Origin of the sequence: Nonomuraea sp. NPDC049152 (genome assembly GCF_040648355.1) — a bacterium.
Classification (GTDB): Bacteria; Actinomycetota; Actinomycetes; order Streptosporangiales; family Streptosporangiaceae; genus Nonomuraea.
In genome coordinates this window covers 459,694-482,220 of sequence record NZ_JBEZDO010000002.1, presented here as the reverse complement: position 1 = coordinate 482,220, position 22,527 = coordinate 459,694, and the positions used below count along the sequence as shown (strand labels likewise).

General features: G+C 71.5%; 17 protein-coding genes, 1 other RNA gene and 1 pseudogene. 10 read left to right on the top strand and 9 right to left on the bottom strand.

Annotation, left to right across the window (positions count from 1 at the left end; translation table 11 throughout):
• Window positions 1-36: 36 nt before the first annotated feature.
• A complete protein-coding gene (locus AB0B45_RS06010; RefSeq protein ID WP_358126004.1) occupies window positions 37-840 on the bottom strand; it encodes an inositol monophosphatase family protein in 804 nt (267 codons plus the stop codon).
• The gene (locus AB0B45_RS06005) at window positions 841-2,820 is read right to left on the bottom strand and encodes a prolyl oligopeptidase family serine peptidase (RefSeq protein WP_358126001.1); all 1,980 of its coding nucleotides are present in this window, start codon (window positions 2,818-2,820) and stop codon (window positions 841-843) included.
• A gap of 39 nt (window positions 2,821-2,859) precedes the next feature.
• Between AB0B45_RS06005 and AB0B45_RS06000 the strand changes: the two genes are divergently transcribed.
• Entirely contained in the window at window positions 2,860-3,807 is a 948-nt protein-coding gene (locus AB0B45_RS06000) for a ferrochelatase (RefSeq protein ID WP_358125997.1), read from the top strand.
• 37 nt (window positions 3,808-3,844) lie between these two features.
• Here the strand turns inward: AB0B45_RS06000 and AB0B45_RS05995 are convergent, their stop codons facing one another.
• Window positions 3,845-4,996, bottom strand: coding sequence for a lytic transglycosylase domain-containing protein (locus AB0B45_RS05995; protein ID WP_358125993.1), 1,152 nt, complete (start codon window positions 4,994-4,996; stop codon window positions 3,845-3,847).
• A gap of 91 nt (window positions 4,997-5,087) precedes the next feature.
• On the opposite strand from AB0B45_RS05995, the gene AB0B45_RS05990 reads away from it, so the two are divergent.
• The 3 genes from AB0B45_RS05990 to AB0B45_RS05980 all read left to right on the top strand — a co-directional run bounded on the left by AB0B45_RS05990 (window position 5,088) and on the right by AB0B45_RS05980 (window position 8,402).
• Window positions 5,088-6,290 carry an MFS transporter gene (locus tag AB0B45_RS05990; RefSeq protein WP_358125990.1) on the top strand — a complete coding sequence of 401 codons (1,203 nt, stop codon included), beginning with the start codon at window positions 5,088-5,090 and terminating at the stop codon, window positions 6,288-6,290.
• 106 nt (window positions 6,291-6,396) lie between these two features.
• Window positions 6,397-7,065 (top strand): polysaccharide deacetylase family protein, encoded by a 669-nt coding sequence (locus AB0B45_RS05985; RefSeq protein WP_358125987.1) that lies wholly within the window; start codon window positions 6,397-6,399, stop codon window positions 7,063-7,065.
• A 44-nt stretch (window positions 7,066-7,109) separates the two neighbouring features.
• Window positions 7,110-8,402, top strand: coding sequence for a D-arabinono-1,4-lactone oxidase (locus tag AB0B45_RS05980; protein ID WP_358125983.1), 1,293 nt, complete (start codon window positions 7,110-7,112; stop codon window positions 8,400-8,402).
• An 82-nt stretch (window positions 8,403-8,484) separates the two neighbouring features.
• Here the strand turns inward: AB0B45_RS05980 and AB0B45_RS05975 are convergent.
• Window positions 8,485-8,625 (bottom strand): annotated as a pseudogene (locus AB0B45_RS05975) (sigma factor); the annotation flags it as partial.
• Between the two features lie 13 nt (window positions 8,626-8,638).
• A complete protein-coding gene (locus AB0B45_RS05970; RefSeq protein WP_358125981.1) occupies window positions 8,639-9,427 on the bottom strand; it encodes a hypothetical protein in 789 nt (262 codons plus the stop codon).
• A gap of 112 nt (window positions 9,428-9,539) precedes the next feature.
• Between AB0B45_RS05970 and AB0B45_RS05965 the strand changes: the two genes are divergently transcribed.
• Both AB0B45_RS05965 and sepH read left to right on the top strand, forming a co-directional pair.
• Window positions 9,540-10,445: a S8 family serine peptidase gene (locus AB0B45_RS05965; protein WP_358125978.1), complete on the top strand. Its 906-nt coding sequence runs from the start codon at window positions 9,540-9,542 to the stop codon at window positions 10,443-10,445.
• 165 nt (window positions 10,446-10,610) lie between these two features.
• Window positions 10,611-13,142, top strand: coding sequence for a septation protein SepH (gene sepH, locus AB0B45_RS05960; RefSeq protein ID WP_358125976.1), 2,532 nt, complete (start codon window positions 10,611-10,613; stop codon window positions 13,140-13,142).
• Between the two features lie 131 nt (window positions 13,143-13,273).
• Here the strand turns inward: sepH and AB0B45_RS05955 are convergent, their stop codons facing one another.
• Window positions 13,274-14,770, bottom strand: coding sequence for a PH domain-containing protein (locus tag AB0B45_RS05955; RefSeq protein WP_358125973.1), 1,497 nt, complete (start codon window positions 14,768-14,770; stop codon window positions 13,274-13,276).
• Window positions 14,767-15,297 (bottom strand): PH domain-containing protein, encoded by a 531-nt coding sequence (locus tag AB0B45_RS05950; RefSeq protein WP_358125970.1) that lies wholly within the window; start codon window positions 15,295-15,297, stop codon window positions 14,767-14,769. The genes AB0B45_RS05955 and AB0B45_RS05950 overlap by 4 nt, the downstream gene beginning before the upstream one ends.
• Before the next feature lie 249 nt (window positions 15,298-15,546).
• Here AB0B45_RS05950 and AB0B45_RS05945 point away from each other — a divergent pair, with 249 nt between their 5' ends.
• The 4 genes from AB0B45_RS05945 (at window position 15,547) to AB0B45_RS05930 (ending at window position 21,116) form a co-directional block, all read left to right on the top strand.
• Window positions 15,547-16,110, top strand: a complete 564-nt coding sequence (locus AB0B45_RS05945; protein ID WP_358125968.1) for a YbhB/YbcL family Raf kinase inhibitor-like protein — start codon at window positions 15,547-15,549, stop codon at window positions 16,108-16,110.
• Between the two features lie 183 nt (window positions 16,111-16,293).
• A complete protein-coding gene (locus AB0B45_RS05940; RefSeq protein ID WP_358125965.1) occupies window positions 16,294-17,757 on the top strand; it encodes a hypothetical protein in 1,464 nt (487 codons plus the stop codon).
• Window positions 17,758-17,815: 58 nt separating this feature from the next.
• A complete protein-coding gene (locus AB0B45_RS05935) occupies window positions 17,816-20,044 on the top strand; it encodes a bifunctional SulP family inorganic anion transporter/carbonic anhydrase (protein ID WP_358125962.1) in 2,229 nt (742 codons plus the stop codon).
• Between the two features lie 64 nt (window positions 20,045-20,108).
• Window positions 20,109-21,116, top strand: coding sequence for an NAD-dependent epimerase/dehydratase family protein (locus tag AB0B45_RS05930; protein ID WP_358125960.1), 1,008 nt, complete (start codon window positions 20,109-20,111; stop codon window positions 21,114-21,116).
• A gap of 16 nt (window positions 21,117-21,132) precedes the next feature.
• On the opposite strand, the gene AB0B45_RS05925 is transcribed toward AB0B45_RS05930, so the two are convergent.
• Both AB0B45_RS05925 and rnpB read right to left on the bottom strand, forming a co-directional pair.
• Window positions 21,133-21,876 (bottom strand): GNAT family N-acetyltransferase, encoded by a 744-nt coding sequence (locus AB0B45_RS05925; protein ID WP_358125957.1) that lies wholly within the window; start codon window positions 21,874-21,876, stop codon window positions 21,133-21,135.
• Window positions 21,877-22,077: 201 nt separating this feature from the next.
• Window positions 22,078-22,476, bottom strand: an RNA gene (gene rnpB, locus AB0B45_RS05920) — RNase P RNA component class A.
• Between the last annotated feature and the right edge of the window lie 51 nt (window positions 22,477-22,527).

The window sequence follows — 22,527 nt, the reverse complement described above, 5'->3', positions numbered from 1 at the left end:
GGGTGAGCGTCAGGTGTCGCGTGTCAGGGGCGCGCTTCAGGTGTCGCGTTCGGGGTCGAGCGGCACGAGCAGGTCGTGCAGTTCCTCGAACAGCCCGGGCGCGGCGCACAACGTGAGCTCGCTGCTCGGCGGCTTGCCGTTCAGCCCGCCGATCCTGGCGCCCGCCTCGGCGGCGATCAGTCCCGCCGCGGCATAGTCCCAGTAGTTGATCCCTCGCTCGTAGTAGGCGTCCACCCTGCCCGCCGCCACGGAGCACAGGTCGATCGCGCACGACCCTCCGCGCCTGATGTCCCGCACCGAGGGCAGCACGGCCGCCACGACCTGCCCCTGGACCCGGCGGCGTGAGGCGTCGTAGCCGAACCCGGTCGCCACCAGCGCCTGTCCCAGCGGCACCCCGCTGTTGCAGCGCAGCCGCGAGACCGCGAGCCCGTCCTTGTGCAGGACGGCCCCGCCACCGAGGGAGGCGCAGAACAACTCGCCGCGCGGCACCACGTTGACGACGCCGGCGACGATCCTGCCGTCCACCTCGACGGCGATGGAGACCGCCCACTCGGGCAGGCCGTACAGGAAGTTGACGGTGCCGTCGATGGGGTCGACGACCCACCTGACGCCGCTGGAGCCGGGGGTGTCGCCGCCCTCCTCCCCGAGCACCATGTCGTCGGGCCTGGCCTCCCTGATCCTGGCGCGGATGAGCTCCTCGGAGGCGCGGTCGAGGGCGGTGACGACGTCGGTCGGGCTCGACTTGGTCTGCACGACCTCGGGGTTGCTCGGCCGTTTGGCCAGCAGCATGTCGCCCGCCTCGCGGGCGATGTCCGTGGCCAGTGCCGCGAAGTCCGTCATCTAGACCACCGAGTCCGGGCGCTTCCACTCCTGGCCGAGCACATGCTGGGCGAGGAAGGCGAGCACCGTCTCGTACCAGGCGACGGCGTTGCCCGGCTTGAGGATCCAGTGGTTCTCGTCGGGGAAGTAGAGGAACTTCGACTCGACGTCGTTGCGCTGCAGGTCCCACCACAGGCGCAGGGCCTCGCCGATCGGCACGCGGTAGTCCCTGTCGCCGTGGACGACCAGCATCGGCGTGCGGATCTGGTCGAGGGCGCCGTGCGGGGAGAGCTTGCCGTACCGCTCGCTGCCCGGCAGGCCGAACTCGCGCTGCCAGTACATGGAGGCGTCGGTGGTGCCGGCGAACTGGTCGAGGTTCCACAGCGAGGCGTGGGTGACGATCGCCTTGTAGCGGTCGGAGTGCCCGGCGACCCAGTTGGCCATGTAGCCGCCGAACGAGCCGCCCATGGCGCCCAGGCGCGTGTCGTCGATCTCGGGCAGTTTGAGCGCCTCGTCGACGATGGAGTCGAGGTCGGCGAGCGTGCGCGGGCCCCACTCGCCCCAGCCGCGGTCGATCATGTGCTGGCCGTACCCCGTGGACATGGCGGGGTCGGGCAGCAGGACGGCGTAGCCGTGCTCGGCCATGATCCACGGGTTCCACCGCCACGACCAGTCGTTCCACGAGGAGACGGGGCCGCCGTGGATCCACAGCAGGAACGGGGCGGGGTTCTCGGCGGAGGCGTCCTTGGGCAGCACCAGCCAGCCGCGGATCTCCTGCCCGTCGTCGGCCACGGCCGACAGCTCGGTCAGCGTGCCGGGCAGCTCCAGCGCGGGGGCGGGCGAGGGCAGCTCGACGACCTCGCCGGTGGCGGTGTCGATTCTGGCGGGAGTGGCGGGGGCGTGGTAGCCGCTGCGCAGCGCGTAGACGAAGCAGCCGTCGCTCGAGGCGCTGAGCGCGAGGTAGGCGGCGTCGTCGGTGGTGAGCCTGTCGAAGGCGCCGTCGAGGGACACCCGGAAGACGGGGCGGCGGCCCTGGTGGTCGGCCACGAGGTAGACGGCGCTGGAGTCGGGCGCCCACGCCAGGTCCATCGGGAACAGGTCGTCGGCGTAGGCCCTGCCCTCGCCGGTGGCCAGGTCGCCGATCCACAGCTCGGAGCGGGCCGAGACGTCGAGCGCGGTGTGGCGGCTGCGCGAGCAGGCCACGCGGGCGCCGTCGGGCGAGATCCGCAGCGGCCCCTCGAAGTCGTGGTCGTCGGCGGCGAAGAGCGTGCGCCGCTCGCCGGTGGCCACGTCGATGGCGACGACCTCGGTGCGCTGCTGGCCCGCGTCGAGCGGCACCGTCCACGTGGTGACCACGGTGGCGCCGTCGGGGGTGAGCGCGAAGTCCAGGTGGTCGTCGAGGTGGCTGCCCGAGTCGGGGGTCAGGTCGCGGACGTCCTCAAGCCGGTCGGTCCCCAGCGTGGCCGCGAACAGGCGGGTACGGCCAGGACCGAGGTCGTGGTCCCAGTAGCGGACCGGGTAGCCCTCGTGCAGGATCGCGCTGATGCCGGCGTCCTTGCGGGCCTTGCGCCGCTCCTCGTCGGTGGCCTCGTCGCCGGGCAGCACCTCGGAGGCGAAAACGACGACGTCGCCCGCCGTCCTCGCCGCGCCGATCCCGCCGGGGCGGGTGGCGATCTGGCGGGCCTCGCCGCCCGCGCGCGGCAGCAGCCAGAGCGCGGGCACCTCCTCGTCGGAGTCCTTGACTGTCGGGTCGGGGCGGCGCGAGGTGAACAGCACGTCACCCGCCGCGGTGAACTCCGTGCCCGCCTCTCCCTTGGCGCTCCTGGTCAGCCGGTACGGCTCGCCGTCCACGGGGATCGCCCACAGTGCGGTGCCGAACGACTTCCCGTCGGGATTGAGCGACTGGACGGCGCTGACGAGCCGGGATCCGTCCGGCGCGAGCTTCAGCGAGAGGACTCGGGGGATGGCCACATAGTCACGAATATCCTTGAATGAGCTCACGTCACGAACCTACATCGTGGCCCCCGTAGGCTTACCGGCGTGGGGAACTACGACGCGCTGCTGCTGTTGTCGTTCGGCGGTCCCGAGGGGCCCGACGACGTCATGCCGTTTCTCGAGAACGTCGTGCGGGGCAGAGGCGTGCCGCGCGAGCGGCTGCTCGAGGTGGCCGAGCACTACCAGTCCTTCGGCGGGGTCAGCCCGATCAACCAGCAGAACCGCGACCTGATCGAGGCGCTGCGGCCGGAGCTGGACGTGCCGATCTACTGGGGCAACCGCAACTGGCGGCCGTTCGGCGAGGACACGGTCCAGCGGATGAAGGCCGACGGCGTCACCAGGGCGGCGGTCTTCGCCACCTCGGCGTTCGCGGGCTACTCCAGTTGCCGCCAGTACTACGAGGACATCGCCCGCATCTCCGTCGAGGGCGGCCCCGAGCTGGTCAAGATGCGGCACTTCGGCGACCACCCCGGGTTCGTCGCGGCGATGGCCGACCACACCAGGCAGGCGCTCGACCGGCTGGGCCGTGATGACGCCAGGCTGGTGTTCACCGCGCACAGCATCCCCGTCTCGATGGCCGAGACGGCGGGCCCGTCCGGCGGGCTCTACGAGGCGCAGCTGCGCAGGTCGGCGGAGCTGGTCAGCCAGGCGCTCGGCCGTACCGAGCCGTGGGAGCTGGTGTGGCAGTCGCGCAGCGGCCCGCCGCAGGTGCCGTGGCTGGAGCCGGACGTGCTCGACCACCTGAAGACAACGGACGCGCCCGCGGTGGTGCTGGTGCCGATCGGCTTCGTCTCCGACCACATGGAGGTCGTCTTCGACCTCGACGTCGAGGCCAGGCACCTGGCCGCCGAGCTGGGGCTGCCGCTGGAGCGGGCGGTGACGGCCGGGACGCATCCGCGCTTCGTGCGGATGGTGCGCGAGCTGATGGCCGAGCCCGAGCCGGTGGCGTGCGCGCTGACCTGCTGCCCCGCACCCGTGCGGCGGCCCACGTAGCCGCGGGACGCTCAGGGGCAGGCGCGGGGGCAGGCGCTCAGGCGTACGTGCGCGCGTACGCCTCGGACAGGCCGAGGACCTTGTTCACGTAGTCCCATGAGTGGTTGTAGAACCACACGGCCTTGCGCAGCTTCTGCCCGCCCTGGCCGGCGCCGTTGGCGCACAGGTAGTTGGCGGCGCCCGGCACCGCGTCGTAAGGGCTCCAGATGTCCTTGCGGCCGTCGCCGTCGCCGTCCACGCCGTAGGACTTCCAGGTGGCGGGCATGAACTGCATCGGACCGAGCGCGCCCGCGCTCGACGGGCCGTTGTTGCGCCCGTGGGAGCTCTCCACCTGCCCGATGGCCGCCAGCACGGTCCACGACAGGCCGGGGCAGCGGGTGGCGGCGGCCTTGTACAGGTCCAGGTAGCTGCCCTGCCGTACCACCTGCTTCTCGGGCTGGGTCTGGGTCTGGGCCTGCCGCTGGGCGGGGGGACTGACGCGGCCGACGGTGACGACCTGGGCGTCCTTGCCGAGCAGCTTGCGCACGCCCGCCTCGCCGATCTTGCCCTCCTTGCCGTGGAGGAGCACGGCGACGCCCTCCATGAGACCCAGGCTCCGGCCGACCTCGGTGCTGACGATGCCGTCCACACCGGGCAGGCCGAGCGTGGCGGAGGCGGCCACGCGCAGCCTGGGGCCGCCGTCGATCTGGTAGGACGCGCCGAGGACCAGGCCGAACCTGCGGGCGGCGGCGGTGTCGGCGACCAGCTCGCCCCTGGCCAGCGCGCTCCACACCTCGGGCTGGTCGGCGACGGCCTGCGGCGTCCACGAGCGGTACTCGGAGGGCTCGACGGCCAGCAGGTTGACGCCGGTTCCCGCCACCTTCACCGAGCCGGCGTCCACCACGATCACCTTTTGCACGTGCTTGAGGCCGCCGAGCGCCAGGCGGGTCTGCTTCGCGACCGTGGCGCCGGCGATGCCCAGCACCCGCGGCGGCGTGACCGTGATCCCAGGGCCGCCCTGGCCGAACTCCTTGACCGGCACCAGAGTGTCGAGGCGCGGGGTCTCGTCCTTGCGGACGGCGGACGGAGCCGGGTCCTTCTCCTTCTCCTTCTCGTCGCCGAGCGCGAACGCGAAAGCGCCCGCGGCGCCCACCGACACCACGACGGCGAGAACGATCATGAGTCCCCGGACGGAGGGAAGAGCAGACACGCAGGCCACGTTAGACGATCAGGCGAAAAATCACTTGCTGTCCGGACAGACGGTGCGCAAAGGTTGGGCGCTTGAAGAGTAGGGGGACGTAGTGGTCGGGCCGTACCGGGGGCTGTTCAACACACCAGGCGTCAAAGGTTTCGTTTTCGCCGGATTCATCGGCAGGATGCCGATGTCGATGCTGGGCATCGGAATCGTCCTGCTGATCTCGCTGATCACCGGTTCGTACGCCACGGCAGGCGCCGTCGCGGCCGTCACCAACATCTCCTACGCCATCGCCGCCCCGCTGTCGGGCCGCCTGGTCGACAGGTTCGGTCAGGGCCGGGTCATCACGCCGCTCGCCCTGGTCAACGGCGTGTCCATGGTGGCGCTCATGCTGTGCGCCGGATTCCGCCTGCCCGACTGGACGCTCTACGCCTCCGGATTCGTCGTCGGCGCCACCTCGGTGTCCCTCGGTTCGATGGTCCGCGCCCGCTGGTCGCACCAGCTCGGCGGCTCGGCGAAGCTGCACACCGCCTTCGCGTTCGAGTCCGTGGCCGACGAGGTGATCTTCGTCACCGGGCCCGCGACGGTAACGGTCCTGGCGACGACGGTCAACCCGTTCGCCGGGCTGATCGCGGCGCTGGTGCTCATGTTGATCGGCACGCTCGCCTTCGCGATGCAGCGCCGTACCGAACCCCCCGTCTCCTCCGTACGGCACGTCGGCGGCAGCCCGATCACCATCCCCGGCATCGCCCTGCTGTCGTGCGTCTATCTCGCGCTCGGCGCGGTCTTCGGCTCGGTCGACCTGATCACCGTGGCCTTCGCCGAGGAGCACGGCGTCAAGGGCGCGGCCGGCTTCCTGCTGGCAGCCTTCGCGGGCGGCTCGATGGTGTCGGGCCTGTGGTTCGGCTCGCGGGCGTGGAAGGTGTCGCTGCGGGCCAGGTTCGTCAGGGCGATCGTGGTCTTCGCGGTCGGCCTGCTGCCGATCGCGTTCATCGGCAGCGCGCCCTTCATGGCGGGCGCCCTGTTCGTCGCGGGCCTGGCCATCTCGCCGACGCTCATCACGGGCTTCTCGCTCACCGAGCGGCTGGTGCCGCCGTCCCTGCTCACCGAGGGCATGGCGTGGATCTCCACCTCGATCGGGTTCGGTGTGGCGATCGGCGCGTGGGCGGGCGGACGGCTCACCGAGGCGTTCGGCGCCTCCAACGCCTACGGCTTCTCGCTGGCGTGCGCGCTGCTCGCGGCCCTCGTCGGCATCGGAGGTTCGGGTTTGCTGAGACTTCCGGAGGCTCCTTCACCCGTCAAAGGTTGATCCGCTACCGTCGGGAGTTCCCCTCAGACCCACCCTCAACATAGGAAAGTCTGCTATGTCCCGACATTTTGTTTCACTCCTGGCTATCGCGGCTGTTGCGGTCACATTGACCCCGTCGGCCGCCTCCGCCGCTCCTGCCCGCAAGGAGGTCGACTGTACGCAGGTCAAGTGCCTCGCCCTGACCTTCGACGACGGCCCCGGCCAGTACGCGGGCAAGCTGCTCGACACGTTGAAGAAGTACGACGCCAAGGTGACGTTCTTCCTTGAGGGCCAGTACGTGAAGAGCCGGCCCGCCTTCGCCAAGCGCATGGCCGCCGAGGGACACGAGCTCGGCAACCACAGCTACAAGCACCCCAACTTCACCCAGCTCGAGCCGGGGGCCATCCGGAACGAGATCAAGAAGACGCAGGACCTCATCAAGCAGACGGCGGGCGTGGAGCCCAAACTGCTCCGCCCGCCGTACGGCATGGCGGACCTGCAGGTCTCCGACATAGCGGCGGAGTTCGGGATGCCGATGATCCTGTGGACCGGCGGCTCCCGCGACTGGGAGTCGAAGAACGAGGCGGCCATCAAGAAGCAGACGCTCGCGGTGGCCAAGCAGGACGGCATCATCCTCATGCACGACTGGGTGAAGCAGACCGTCGACTCCATGCCCTCGCTCATCAAGACGCTGCAGGGCAAGGGCTACCATCTCGTGACGGTCTCCGAGGTGATCAAGAGCCATAACCTGCAGCCAGGCGACATCTTCCCCGTTCCCGAAGGCTGGGAAAAGTGAGTATCGTTCGCGTTTAAACCGAACGTTGCTCCGGAGGGGTGCGCATGGTCTTCACGAACTGGGCCCGTAACCAGTCAGGCGCTCCCGCCGAGGTGCGCACCCCTTCGTCCGTGCGGGACGTGGCGCGGGCCGTACAGGACGCCGCCGCGAGCGGCCGCCGCGTCCGCATGGTCGGCACCGGCCATTCCTTCACGGGTGTGGCCATCACCGACGGCATCATGCTCAGGCCACAGGGGCTGTCCGGCATCCGCTCCGTCACCACCGACAACGGGTCCAGCTCGGTGTGCGTGCTCGCGGGAACCCCACTCAGCGTGCTGAACGAGGAGCTCGGCAAGCGCGGCCTCGCCCTGGCCAACATGGGCGACATCACGGCGCAGACGGTCGCGGGCGCCATCCAGACCGGCACCCACGGCACCGGACGCGACACGGGCGGCCTGGCCGACCAGGTGGTCAGGCTGGAGATGGTGCTCGCCGACGGCTCCGTGGTGACGGCCTCCCCAGGCGAGGACCTGTTCGACGCGGCCAGGGTCGGGCTCGGCGCGCTGGGCGTGCTGACGGCGGTCACCTTCCGCGTCGAGCCCTCCTTCCTGCTGCACAACAGCCGCAGGGCAACGCCGCTGAGCGACATCCTCGACCGGCTCGACTCGATGACCTCGGCCAACGAGCACCTCGACTTCTTCTGGCTGCCGCACACCGACGCCTGCCTGGTGAAGACCAACAACCGGCATCCTGGACCCGCCCAGCCACCGAGCAGCGTCAAGCACTGGATGGACAACGTGTTCCTGGAGAACACGCTCTTCGGGGCGCTGTGCGGGATCGGCGGGCGCTTTCCCACCGCGATCCCCCGGCTCAACGCGCTGTCGGCGGCGTTCCTCGGCGACTCGGAGTCGGTGAACACCAGTTACAAGATCTTCACTTCCGTCCGTGACGTGCGCTTCCTGGAGATGGAGTACGCCGTCCCCCGCGAACGGCTCGAGCAGGCGCTGCGCGAGACCAGAGACCTGATCGAGCGGATGGACTGGAAGATCACCTTCCCGATCGAGGTGCGGGTCACGCCGCCGAGCGACGCGTGGCTGTCCACCGCGTACGGCAGGCCGTCGGCCTACATCGCCTGCCACATCTACCGGCCCACCCCGAACCCCGCCTACTTCGAGGGGGTCGAGGAGATCATGACGCGTCTCGAAGGGCGTCCGCACTGGGGCAAGCTCCACACCCGCGACGCCGCCTACCTGACCGGGGTCTATCCGCGGTTCGCCGACTTCGTGGCGCTGCGCGACCGGCTCGACCCCGGCAGGGTGTTCGCCAACGCCTATCTGGACACGGTGCTGGGCGCCTGACGAGCCTCACGCCAGGCTGAGCCGGCTCTCCATGTGGCCGAGCTTGCCGGGGTTGACCACCCGCCTCGGTCCTGATCGCGTCGCGGTCGGCGGCGCTCCAGCGCAGGTAGGCGTCCTGCACGACGTCCTCGGCCTCGGCTGCCGAGGACAGCAGCCGGTAGGCCAGCGAGAACAGTCGCGGCCTGTGCGTCTCGAACTCCTCGGCCGCGGTCACGATCCGCATCCTACGAGGCAGGCTATGGCTGTTCGGGCACCTGCTCGAGCCGGTCTTCGGCGGGCGGGCTCTGGTCGGCGTCCGTGCCCCTGTCGCTCTGCGCCTCCGAAGGCGTGGGCTCGGCAGAGGCGGAGTCGGTGGGCGTCGGCGTGGGGGTCGGCGTCGTGCTGGGGGTCGGCGTCGGCGTGGGAGTCGGGGTGGGAGTGGGCGTGGGAGTCGACGTCGGCGTCGGCTCCCGCGAGCCTGGCTCGTCCGGCACCGGCGGAGCGACCGGCGCGTTCTCCTCCTGCTGACGCCGCGGCTCGCCCTTCTCCCGCTCGACCGCGCCGGTCTTGCCGGTGACCGTCTCGTGCACGGTCTCGTGGGCGAAGGCCTGGTAGGCGAGGATGACGCCGGCGCTGATCGCGAACACCAGCGCGGCGGCCGCCAGCAGCTTCGGCCAGGGCAGCCGCCGCCTCGGCTCCACCGGCGCGACCGGGGCCATCACCAGCGTGGGCGAGGAATCCCGCTCCTCCCTGACGGTGGCGTGGACGGCCGTCGCCAGCTCGCCCTCCCCTTCGACGTGGACGGGCGGCTCCGCGTTGTCGCGCCACGCGACGACGGTGTGCTGCTTGATCTGGTCGTTGGCTCGCTTCAGGTAGTGGGTGTAGACCGCGCCGCCGACGGTGCTGGCGATGCTCGCCACCGCCGCCCCCACGAAGGTGCCCGCCACCCCGAGATACGACGCCGCCACGGCCGCCGTCACCGCGGCCAGTGCCCCTCCTGCGATCTGCGGCACGCTCAGCTCGAACCTCTGCTGCTCGCCGCTCATGCCCCGGATCAGTCCCCTCTTGTCACTCGTTCGGTAAAGAGCTTCTTCGTAACTAGACGCGGTCGCGTGTCCTGTTGTTCCTGTGACCTGCGTGACAGCAGATTGGACAATCGTGCCCCGCCGATTCGGACTACCCTCCGTGTACGCCGCCGCGGCCCTGGCGACGGCCGTCACCACAGCGGCTCCCGTGGTGGCCTCTGTCGTGGCCCCGGCCGGCTTCCCGGCCCCCGCTCCCGACGAGCCGCCCCGCCCCTACATCGTCACCGCCGTGGACAGGGCCGACGCCCGCGCGCTGGTCGGCGACGCGCGATGGCGGGTGCGCCGCTACTACACCGCCGCGCTTCCCGGCTTCGCGACGTTGCTCACCTCCGCGGAGGCGGCCGAGCTGCGCGCCGACCCCAGGGTACGTGCGCTGGAGAGCGACGACACGGTCCGCGCGCTCGACCTGGCCACGAGCGAGGCCCCGTCCCGCTCCCCCGCCACCGGCGCGGGCGTCACCGTCTATGTGCTCGACACCGGCGTCGACGTCACCGACGACCGGTTCGGCGACAGGGCGTGGCACGCCTTCGACGCCGCGGGCGCCCGCAGGCGTTTCTGCGGTGAGCACGGGACCCGCGCCGCCTCTCTCGCGGCGGGCGAGGCGGACGGCGTGGCGCCCGGCGCGCGCGTCGGCTCGGTCAAGGTGCTCGGCTGCGACGGTTCGGGCGACCTGTCCGACGTGATCGCGGGGCTCGACTGGGTGCGCAGGCACGCGCGCCGCCCCGCGGTGGTGAACCTGTCCGTCGCCGCGGGCCGTTCCCCCGCCCTGGCGACCGCCGTGCGCAGGCTCGGGAGGTCGGGAGTGGCCGTCACGGCCTCCCCGCGTACGGCGGGCACGATGGCCCGCCACCTGGAGTCCCATCCGTCCGCCGACACACCGGATGACGCCACTTCGCCGAAGTTCACGGCGGCGCGTGACGTGATTCGCCAGAATCCGTCGAGGACTCCTAACCTCCTGCTGCACCGTGACGAGCGGTAATTTCGGGTGGAAACGTCAAATGTGACCGGCGTCACATCGACCAGGGCCCGTCCCATGAAGGCGATGTTCGGACATGCCGGGTACGGTGCTGGCAGGCAACCGGCACACGCGAGAGACTCAAGGGTCCGGGGGAAGATTGAGCACAACGCTGACGAAGGGACTCGCATGCAGGAGCTCCGACTCGTCGCGGTGAGCGAGGACGGGACCTATCTCGTGCTGGCCACGGCCGGCAGAGGGACCCGTTTCACGCTTCCCGTGGACGACCGGCTCCGCGCTGCCGTCCGCGGAAACTTCTCCCGTCTCGGCCAGTACGAGATCGAAGTGGAGAGTCCGTTGCGCCCCAAGGAGATCCAGGCCCGCATACGCGCCGGGGAGACCGCGGAGGAGATCGCCGCGACCGCGGGAATCCCCGTCGAGCGGGTCCGCTGGTTCGAGGGCCCCGTACTCCAGGAAAGGGAGTACGTCGCCCAGCAGGCGCAGCGCGTGTCCGTGCGCATGCCAGGGGAGTCGGCTCCAGGCCCCACGCTCGGCGACCTGGTCGCCGAGCGGCTCACCAGGCGTGGCGTGCCGGCCGACGAGATCGACTGGGACTCCGCCAAGCGCGACGACGGGCTGTGGCGGGTCAAGCTCGGCTACGTGTGGAACGGTCACACGCGCCACGCCGAGTGGCTGTTCGACCCGCGCCGCCGTCACGTGACCCCGCACGACGAGGAGTCGATGCGGCTGTCCTCGGCCGACTTCGACCCGAACCCGCCGATCGAGGACACCACCGTCACGCCGTTCACGCCGAGGGTGGCCAAGCTGCAGCCGGTGCCGCCGCTGGCCGCCGAGCCGCTGATGCAGCCGCCCGTGCCGTTCCCCTCGGTGACCCGCCAGGACCCCGCGCCCTACACCCAGCCTCCGCCCGCGCGCCCTGCCGTTCCCGAGCCGCCCGCCGCGTGGGCGCCGAACCTTCCGCGTACGGCGGAGCCCCCTGCGCGGGCCGCGCCCGACCCCGAGTCGATCTACGCTCCCGCGGTACGCGAACCCGAGCGCCCCGCCGACCGTGCTCCGGCGCAGGACCGCCCAGCCGCGTTCGACCACGCGCCCACGACCGCGCGCCCCACGACGTTCGACCACGCGCCCGCGGTCGAGCGCCCGGCGGCCGATGACCAGGCGCCCGCGCCGGCCGCGCCGCGCCTGCCCGAGCCTTACGCCGAGCCTGTCGCGCCGCGATTCCCCGCGCCGCCCGCGGCTGGGGACCCCGAGCCGGTGGTGGCACACGAGCTCGCGGCACCGGCCGCCCTCACGCCACCCGCCGACTCCGCGCCCACCGCCTCGACGCCCGCCGTCGCCCCTGCCGCCGGCCGCGCGCCCACCGCGGCCTCGGCCTCCGGACCGGCCGTCTTCGAGTCGGCACCCACGGCTCCCGCCGCCCAGACGCCTGCGGTCGAAACGGGGGTCGCGGCGACACCTGCCGCCGAGGCCACCACGCCCGCCACCACGCCTGCCGACACGTCGAAGGCCTCCGAGGCGATCGAGGAGTCCTCGCAGGCCTCGGTCGTCGCGGAGGTGTCCGCTCCCGTCGATGCGGCCAAGGTCATCGCAGAAGCCGCACCCGAGGCGTCGACCTCCGCGGTCTCCGCAGAACCCGCGGTGGCCGCGCCCGGGGCGCCCTCGACAACCGGGGAGTCCACACGGACCTCCGCGGCCTCCGAAGAGCCCGTTGCTTCCAGGCCCGAGGTGCCCTCGACTACCGAGCGGCCCGCCAAGGTCTCCGCGCAGGGCGTGGTCGCCGCAGAAGCCAGCCCTGCCCCGGCGCGGACCGCCGAAGCAGCCGAGCGGGTCGCCTCCGCCGTATCCGAGCCCGCCGCGTCCGGGGGCGCTGCGTCCAGGGTCGCTGAGGCCGAGGTCGCCGAGCCGGAAGCCACGACCGTCACTGAGGCCACGATCGCTGAGGCCACGGTCGCCGAGACCACAGTCGCTGAGGCCGAGGCGAAGGCTTCAGAGGAGCCCAAGGTCGTCGAGGAGGTCGCCAAGCCGCTCCCCGAGCAGCTGAAGGTGGCCGAAGTGCCGGTCAAGGTGACTGAGGCCGTCGCCGAGCAGGAGCCGAAGTCCACCGAGGCCCCGAAGGCCCCCGAAACCGTGCAGGTCGCCGAGACCACGCAGGCGGAGGCGCCGAAGGCAGCGGGGCCCACGAAGGTCGCTGAGGCGTCGAAGGCCGCAGGAACCACCAAGGCCGTGGACGAGCCGAAGGCCGCAGAGTCCACCACGGCCGCCAAGGCCGAAGCGACCACGAAGGCCGCAGAGGCCGGGAAAGTCGTGGAGGCCCCAGAGGCCGGGAAGGCCGTGGAGATCCCGAGAGCCGCTGAGGTCGCCCGGGCGGCCGAGGACGAGCAGGCCGCCGCGAACGCGAAGGCCGTCGAGCCTGAGCGGGTCGATGAGGCGCAGGAGGCGGCCGGGCAGGCCGTACCCGAGGAGAAGGCCGCGGTGCCCGCCGCGCGCCCGAGCGCCGACGAGGACGCCAAGCCCGCGCAGGAGAAGGCGCCGGTGCCCAAGCCGCCCGTCCCGAAGAAGCCGGGAGACGCGGCGCCGGGTCCCGTGCCGTCGCCGCCGCCCGCGCCCGCCGCGCGTCAGGCCAAGAAGGGCGCAAGGGGCCGCAGGGCCTCGGTGCCGACCTGGGACGAGATCATGTTCGGCGCCCGCCGCCAGGACTGACGCGAGCCGACATCATCGAGGGGTGGTCCCGCGGGACCACCCCTCGTTCGCGTTCGGGAGACCCTCCGAAGATCCGTCTGGAGTGCGGAGAACAGAGGCCGTCGTTCGCGTCCGGAGAGGACCTGCGAAGATCAGTCCGGGGTGCGGAGGAAGGGGGCCAGCCACTCGGGGGTGACCTCGGCGGGGAAGCCGACCGCCTGCTCGGCGGAGACGTCCACCGCCTCGTAGCCGCCCTTGCCCGCGCCCACCCCCGCGATGAGCGTGAGCACCCCCGCCCGCCGCTGGAACCATGTCTGCCGCAGCCGCCACCCGACGATCGCGCGCCGCTCGACGACCGCCTGGGCGCGCCGCAGCGAGCCGGAGCGCACCGACAGCAGCACGCCGTCGTAGCCGTGCCCGAGCGAGCGGTAGCGGTCGTGGCCGAGGGGGATGCCGAGCCCGGCGACGACCAGCGCCGCGACGACCAGCGCCCACCACAGTCCCGTGGACGTCAAGACGCCGAGGAGTGCGGCGGCGACCGCCACGGCGAGCGCTGGGGCGATCGCCCTGAACAGCCTGCGGTCGCGGGCGACGGGCGGGTGCGGGCGCAACGGCGCGGCGAACGTCCCCACGGCCTGCGCGGCGACGTCCAGCGCCAGGGGGCGGGGGACGTCGGGAAGCAGTTGCCCCCTGGTCTCGGAGTCGCCGAGGCCGGTGACGATGGCCCATGTCCTGACGACGCCGGCCTTCCGCTCGGCGATGGCGTCGACGATCTCGTAGCCCCTGATGCGGCGGGCCTCGAGGGAGACGCTGCGTCTGGTGATCAGGCCGCGCTCGGCGACCAGGTAGCCTTCGCGCTCCTTCAGCGTGAAGTCCCAGTTGAAGACGGTGTACATGACCGCCGCGAAGAACGGCATGGCCAGCACCAGGACGAGGATGGCGCCCGCGATGTGCAGGGGGTGCTGCCACAGCCACTGGCTCGCGTCCCACGCGAGGTCGCGGAAGCCCAGGTCGTCACCCCACTGGAAGGCCAGTCCGATGGCACCGCCCGCCAGGGCGAACGGGGTCAGCAGGTAGGAGCCGGACAGCGGGCCGTACAGGAGCCACCTGCGCGGCACCTTGACGATCACCCGCTCCTCGGGCGGCGCGGGAGGGGCGTCAGGGAGCGCGTCATGGGCGCTCTGGGGGTCCTCCGCCCTGGCGGCCCTGGCGCGGCGCAGCAGGACGCCCTTGAGCCTCTCGGCCTCCTCGACGGTCACCCCGTCGAGCTCGCCCTCCTGCTCCCCTCCGCCGCTCGCCCCCGTGTCGATCTTGAGTACGGCCAGGCCCAGCAGCCGGTGCATGGGCGGCGTGGTGACGTCCACGCCCCTGATGCGCTCCAGCGGGATGGTCCGCACCGACCTGCTGACGAGCGACCGCTTGATCTCCAGCCGGTCGTCGGCGACGCGGTAGCTGAACGTCGCCCAGCGCACGACGGCGAAGACGACGGCGCCGACCACGCCCACGGCGGCCCAGCCGAAGGAGCGCGAGGAGAAGCCGCCCACGAACAGCACGCCCACCAGCGGCACGAGCAGCGACGGCAGCATGCGCACCGGGTCGATGAGCAGGACCTTGGGGCTGAGCTTCAGTCCTGGGGGCTCCTCGCTCATGTGGCGTCGTCCCTGAGCTCCTCGGCCCTGTGCGCCAGCCGTTCGGCCAGCCCCGCGGCGATCGTGTAGTCGAGGCCCTTGATGGTGGACGACCCCGCGTGCGAGGCGGTGCGGATCTCCAGCGTGGCCAGTCCGAGCATCCGCTCGAGCCATCCCTGGGCCTTGTCGACGGTCTGGATGCGGCTCACGGGCACGAACACCCACTCCCTGGTCAGGAAGCCCGACCTGGCGTAGACGACGTCTCCTGAAAGCTCCCAGCGGTGTACGGCATAGCGCACGAAGGGCTCGATCAGCAGCAGCGGCGTGCCGGGCACGAGCACCACCACGGGCACCAGCCAGGAGTTGCCCGACAGCCACTCGGGCAGCCATGACCAGCTCGGGATCCAGGCGGCGAGCCCGAACGAGCCGCCCGCGAAGATCACGAAAGCGATCAGCGCCTCCAGCAGCCACAGGCGTACCGCCTTGGGCGAGACGCGATGCTCTGGGTCGCGCAGGGAACCCGCTACGGGGCCGGGCGGCTCACTCACACTGCCCAGCTTAGAAGGGCGCGCGGGCTTTCCCACCGCCGCCGCCGTACCGATTGATCAGATTGATCAGATCGTGCCGGAGGGAGAGAAGCGCCGGTCATCGAGGCGCGGGATGAAGCGCGAGGGCCACGATTGTGTCCAAGGTCACCCTTCGATGCCCCGATTATTACAGATTTCAACGGCTTTCCTCTCGACCGAACCTCCCGAACCGGTCGGCGCACCACCGACAGGCGCGTAGCATCGTCCGGCATGGGGCAGCCGAACACGTACACGCGCGCAGGGCGCGTCACTGTCATCGGGATGGTGGCCGCGCTGGCGCTCGGCGTGTCCGGCTGCGGCATCCTGAACGGCCCCGCCAGGGAGATCAGGGAGATCAACGTCAGCAGCTCGAGGCTGCGCGACAACACTCCCCTGCCGTCGGAATATTCCTGTCACGGCACCAAGAAGAGCCCGCCGCTGCGCTGGTCGAGCGACGTGCTGTCCCGTGCCAAGTCGATCGCGATCGTGGTCGACGACACCGGCTCCGCCAACCCGGCCGTGCACTGGGTGGTCTACAACATCGACCCGCGCACGACCGAGCTCGGCGAGGACGCCTCGTCCGACCTGCCGAAGGAGGCCGGCCAGGCGGCGGTGACCAGCACGAAGGTCGGCTACGAGCCGCCCTGCGACAAAGCCGGAAGCTATCGGTTCAGCGTCTACGCGTTGAGCGGGCGGCTCGAGGGCACGGGGAGAGCCTCCCTCCCCGACGTCCTGAAGATGATCGCCGACCAGACCATCGCGCGTGGACGCCTGACGGCGGTGCACATCGAGTGATGACGCAAACGCTGCCGGTAGTAATGGTTACCGATTCTTCACTTTGGGTGTGACAACGCTCATAGTGGTCCGACACAATCAGATCCGTTCGCTGTGCGTTGGTGATCAAAGGGGGCAGATCGCGTCGATGGCCGCGCGATCTCACCGACGCCGCTGGCAGGCCATGGCCTTGAGGGTGGTGCAATGACTGCGGTCGTATTGGTTCTCGTCGCCGTCGTGCTCCTCGTGCTCGTAGTCGTGGCACTGGGCATGCGTTCGATGAACAAGCGGGAGAGTTCGCTCCCGCCGGAGCGACTGAAAGCGATGGCGGAGAAGGAGGAGATGACCCAGATCCGTTCGACGGACGAGTTCGCCGCGCACGAACCTCGCATGGTCAACTTCAGCCCCGACTTCAGCCCCATCGACCAGCACAAGCAGCCCAAGCCGGTCCGCACGGGCCAGCGCGGCAAGCGCGGCGTCGACGAGTGGGGCAACGGCGCCGACGCCGACGACGACGAGGAGTTCTGGGCCAACATCCGCAACGAGGCCACCGAGGGCGGCTTCGGCGCGGGCGGCACGGTCAAGGCGCGCATGGCGGCCAGCAGGCCCGTCGAGCCCGAGCGTCCCATGGCCGACCCGTCCATGGAACGCACGGTCCAGCTCCCGCTGCCGCCGCGGCCCGCCGCCGACGCGGCGCCCGCCGCCGCTCCCCCGGCTCCGGCTCCTGTCCCCGCCCCGGCCGCCAGGTCGGGCAGGTCCAGCCGGTCGAGCAGGGCCGCCGCCCGTGCCGCCGCGGCGGCCGACAAGAGCCCGCTGGCCGATCTGGTAGAGCCGGCGCCGAGGCCAGAGCCCCGCCCCGCGCCCTCGGCCTCCGACCTGGCCGACCAGCGCACGGTGACCTTCGCCGCCCCGACGCCCGACGTGATGAGCATCCTGGGCGCGGGCGCCAAGCCGGTTCCCCCGCGTCAGCCTGTGCCGCCGCGCCAGCCGGAGCCGCAGCCGAACAGCGGTTCCTTCTCCGCCTTCGGCAGCGGATCGTTCCCCGCCGTCACCAACAGCGGCTCCTTCCCCGCGGCCCCCGCCGCCCCGATCCACGGCGCGCCGACGAGCGACCCGTTCCCCGCCTACGGCTCCGCCGACGCCGAGACGACGTGGCAGTCGCCGCAGCCGGCCGCCGGTCCGAACTCCGGCTCGTGGTCCGCGGCCCCCGCCCATGACGTCCTCGACGGCCCCGCCCCCACCTCGTCGTGGCCGGCGTTCGAGACCTACACGCAGCCCACCGCTCCCGCCGCCGCCTACCCCAGCTCCTACGAGGTGCGCTCCGGCTGGGCCGCCCCCGACGACGACGCGCTGACGACCGGGCCGACGCCCGCGTCCACGACGCCCACCGCGCCGGGCAGGACGGTCACGCCGTACGACGGCACGCTGGGCGGCGCTGGCGGCCAGTACCCGTCGCCCTCCTACGAGCAGCAGGAGCAGCCGCAGGCGGCTCCCAACGCAGCGCCCGCGTCGCCCGCCGCGTGGCCGGAGACGCCCGCCGCGAACGCCAGCTGGCCCTCCTACGGCGAGATGTACGGCCAGCCGGAGACGACCGAGCCGGCCAAGCAGGGGCGCAGGGGCAGCCACCATCGCTCCCCGGAGCAGGACTACCCCGACTATTACCGTTGATCGTAAAGGCCTCTCTTAACGGCCCATTTGGCGGACTGTCAGCCGATACAGTCTGGTGGTGGACACTCAGAGTAACGGACTGACTGCCCTTCGACATGATGTGCCCGCGTCGCTGGTGGTGTTCCTCGTCGCGGTCCCACTGTCACTCGGAATCGCCGTCGCCTCCGGCGCGCCACTGGCCGCCGGGCTGATCGCCGCGGTCGTCGGCGGCGTGGTGGCGGGCCTGTTCGGCGGCTCCGCCGTACAGGTGAGCGGGCCGGCCGCGGGCCTGTCGCTGGTGGTGGCCGACCTCGTGCACACCTTCGGGTGGCGGGCCACCTGCATGATCACGGTGATGGCCGGTGTGGTGCAGCTGGTGCTCGGCGCCTTCAAGGCGGCCCGCGTGGCGCTGGCCGTCTCCCCTGCCGTCATCCACGGCATGCTCGCGGGCGTGGGCGCGGTGATCGCGCTGTCGCAGATGCACGTGGTGCTCGGCGGCAGCCCGCAGAGCGCGGCCATCGACAACCTGATCGAGCTGCCCGCGCAGGTGGTGAACCTGCACAATCACGCGGCGGCCGTCGGGCTGATCACGATCGGCGTGCTGCTGGTGTGGAAGTGGCTGCCTCGCGGGGTCCGCGTGATCCCGGCGCCGCTGGCCGCGCTGCTGCTCGCCTCGATCGCGGCGGCGGTGTTCGGCTGGGACGTCACCAGGGTGGACCTGCCCGGCGGCCTGCTGCAGTGGGCGCCGCCCGTGCTGCCCGAGGGCGACTGGCATGGCATCCTCGCCGCGGTCATGCTGGTGGCGCTGCTGGCGGGCGTGGAGTCGCTGCTGTGCTCGGTCGCCATCGACGGCCAGCACGACGGGCCACGCACCGACCTGGACAAGGAGCTGCGAGGGCAGGGCCTGGCCAATATGGTGTCGGGCCTGCTCGGCGGGCTGCCCACCGCGGGCGTGATCGTGCGCAGCACCACGAACGTCCAGGCGGGCGCCCGCAGCCGCTGGTCGACCGTCCTGCACGGGGTGTGGGTGCTGGTCTTCGTCCTGTCCTTCGGCTGGGCGATCCGGCTGATCCCGCTGGAGGCGCTGGCCGCGCTGCTGGCCTTCATCGGCCTGCAGATGATCAACCTGGGTCACGTGCGGAAGGTCCACGGCCACGGCGAGGTGCCCGTGTACCTGGTCACGCTGGCGGGCGTGGTCGTGCTCGGCCTGGCCGAAGGGGTGCTGTTCGGGCTGGCGCTGGCCGTCATGCTGGCGTTGCGGCGGCTCACCTGGGTCTCCGTGCACGTACGGCAGGAGCCAGGCGGGCGGCGGCACGTGACGATCTCGGGGTCGCTCACCTTCCTCGGCGTGCCCAGGCTCACCGACGAGCTGCGCGCGATCCCGCCCGGCGTGCCCGTCGACCTCGACCTCGACATCGACTTCATGGACAACGCCGCGTTCGAGACGCTGCACTCGTGGCGGCTCAAGCACGAGCGCTCGGGCGGCAGCGTCGACATCGACGAGCTGCACGACGAGTGGTACAGCCTGGCCGCCAGCGGCCATCGGATGTTCCCCGCCAAGACGCCGCCCAAGGCGCACGAGCGCTGGTGGCTGCCGTGGGCGCACCGCCGCAGGGGCAGGGGCTCGGCCGTGCCCGAGCAGGGCGGTCCCGCCGAGTGCGAGCTGACCGTGGGCGCGCGCGAGTTCCACCGGCGTACGGCGCCGCGGATGCGGCCCATCTTCACCGAGCTGGCGCGCAAGCAGCAGCCGACGCACCTGTTCATCACGTGCGCGGACTCCCGCATCGTGCCGACGCTCATCACCGCCAGCGGTCCAGGCGACCTGTTCGTGGTGCGCAACATCGGCAACCTCGTCCCCCGGTACGGCGCGCAGCCGCACGACGACTCGGTGTCGGCGGCGATCGAGTACGCGACACAGGTGCTGGGCGTGCGGACGATCACGGTGTGCGGCCATTCAGGGTGCGGGGCCATGGTGGGGCTGCTGTCAGCCGGGGAGAAGGCGGGCAGCCTGCCGGGGCTGCGGCGGTGGTTGCGGCACGGCGCCCACAGCCTGGCCAGGTTCGTCCACACCGACAGCGACGGCAGCGACACCGGCCCGCTCGACCGGCTGTGCAGGGTGAACGTGATCCAGCAGCTGGAGAACCTGCGCACGCACAGGAAGGTCGCCGAGCAGGTGGCGGCGGGATCGCTGGAGCTGGTGGGGCTCTACTTCGACATCCCCTCCGCGAGGGTGCACATCCTGCCCGTCCCCTCGCTCGCCGAGGCGGCGGCCGGCGGGGCTCTGGTCCCGGCGGAGGAAGGGCCGTGACGCCTGCCTACGCTCTCGGTGAAGAGATGGGGCGAATCGCGTGCCGTACCCGAAGAATGCTCTCATGAGAGTTCTGATCATCGGAGGGTCAGCGTTCGTCGGCCGCGCGATCGTGTCGGAGGCGCTCGCGCGCGGGCACGAGGTCACGACGTTCAACAGGGGACAGAGTTACCCTGACGTGCCGGGCGTCGAGGCCGTCCACGGCGACAGGGAGTCGGCGGAGGACCTGGAGCGCCTGGTGGAGGGGCGGCGCTGGGACATCGTCGTGGACACCTCGGCGTACGTGCCGCGCGTGGCGGGCCGGTCCGCGCGCCTGCTGTCGGGGCACGCGGACACCTACGCCTTCATCTCGACGGTCTCGGCGGTGCGCGACTTTCCCGCCGAGCCCGCGACCGACGAGTCGGGCCTGTGGGACTGCGAGCCCGACGCCGGGCCCGAGGACGGCGACTACGGCGTGCTCAAGGCGGGCTGCGAGCGCGCGGTGGAGCAGGGCTTCGAGGGCAACACGCTGATCGTCCAGCCGGGCCTCATCCTCGGCCCCTACGAGAACGTCGCCAGGCTGCCGTGGTGGCTGACCAGGATCGAGCGCGGCGGCCAGGTCCTGGCTCCCGGCGACCCCTCGGTGGCGATGCAGCTGATCGACGCGCGCGACATCGCGATCTTCACCCTCGACCAGGCGGAGAAGGGCGTCAGCGACCGCTTCATGGTCACGGGGCCCGCGGGCAACACCACCTACGGCGAGTGGCTGGAGCTGTGCAGGCAGGTCACGGGCTCGGACGCGGAGTTCGTGTGGGTGGACGACCAGTTCCTGCTCGACCACGAGGTCGGCGTCTGGATGGAGCTGCCGCTGTGGGCGCCGCCCAAGCCCGAGATGGCCAACTTCTGGACGATCTCCACGGCGAAGGCCGAGGCGGCGGGGCTGCGCTGCCGTACCGTGGCCGAGACCGTCAGGGACACCTGGGAGTGGCTGCGGGAGATCCCGGTCGGCGAGCGGGTGTTCGGCAGGAAGAACGTCCACGGCATCGCCCGCGAGAAGGAGGCGGCGATCCTGGCGGACTGGGCCGCCCGCTAGACGGCCCCGCCCGAGATCACGGCGACGACCACCACGTGGACTGTGTGATGGTGGTGAAGCCGAGCGAGTCGTAGAGCGGCTTGCCCGCCTTCGCCGACGTCAGTGTGACCGGCAGGTCCTTCAGCAGGCCGCCGAGCACCGCGTGCATGAGCGACCGCCCGATCCCGCGCGAGCGGAACTGGGGCAGGGTGGTCACCCAGTAGAGCCCGCCCACCGTGCCGTCGGCGACCGTCACGCACGCGCCGGCGGGCTCGCCGTCCTTCTCCACGAGGAACAGTTCGACGCCGTCGTGGCCCAGGAGCGCCGCGGGGAAGGCCTGCCGGGGGTGGTGCGGCTGGAAGCGGGACAGCGGGAAGCCCTGGATCACGATCCGCTCGGCGGTCGCCAGCTGGTCTTCCGTCTCGACCCTGACGACCTCCAGAGCGGCGGGCGGCAGGGCCTCACCCGGCCTGCGGATCATGACGGGCAGGTGGCGGGGCTCCAGCCCGATCGCGCTCATGTCGACGACGCCGTAGGAGTCCTCGACGAGCACGGGTCCGCGGGTCCAGCCCCCGGCCAGCTCGGTCAGCTCGGCGACGTCGTCCTCGCCGGGCGCGGGAGACTGGAGGACGATCCGCAACCCGGCTCGCTCGTCGCCCCCGACGCCGACGAACCCGGGCCGCTGAACCACGTCGCAGCCGCGCACGTCGCCCAGCGCCTTCCACAGAGCCGCCGCGTTCGTAGTGGCCAACCGCAGATCGGCGAGGTCGGTGATGGTCATGAAAAGGACCCTATAAGAGACAGTCCGCCCATAGATCGTGACCTGCCGGGAATCCGGCTGCGTAGGGGCTGAGCCGGGAGTGGCTTACCTGTGGATGGTGCTGGTCGCGACCGTCGTGGCGTACATCCTGGGGGTGCACGCCGTGCGGCGGCTGCGCCCGCCGTGGGCGCCACCGTGGCGTCACTGGAGGTCATCGATGGAGAGACGAGCCGGCCTGTAGGCCGGGTTCTGTCCTTCGCGAACGAAGGGGCGACCATCCATCTAGGACCGCCGTTGCCGGCGGCCTCAAGCGGTCTACCCGCGCGGCTCGGACGGGCAGTCCTCGAACGCCGCGCGCGGAACGCTCCTGGCGGAGCGTCCCTTCTTGACCTTGCTCCGGGTGGGGTTTACCTAGCCGCCCACGTCGCCGTGGGCGCTGGTGGTCTCTTACACCACCCTTTCACCCTTACCTCCCGGGTATCCGGGAGGCGGTCTGCTCTCTGTGGCACTGTCCCGCGGGTCGCCCCGGGTCGGCGTTACCGACCACCCTGCCCTGTGGAGCCCGGACCTTCCTCGGCGAGCCTCCGTGAGGAGGCTCGACGCGGTCGCCCGGCCGGCTCGTCTCCAGCGAGATTATCGCATCCCAAACCGCCTCCAACCCATTGGCAAGAG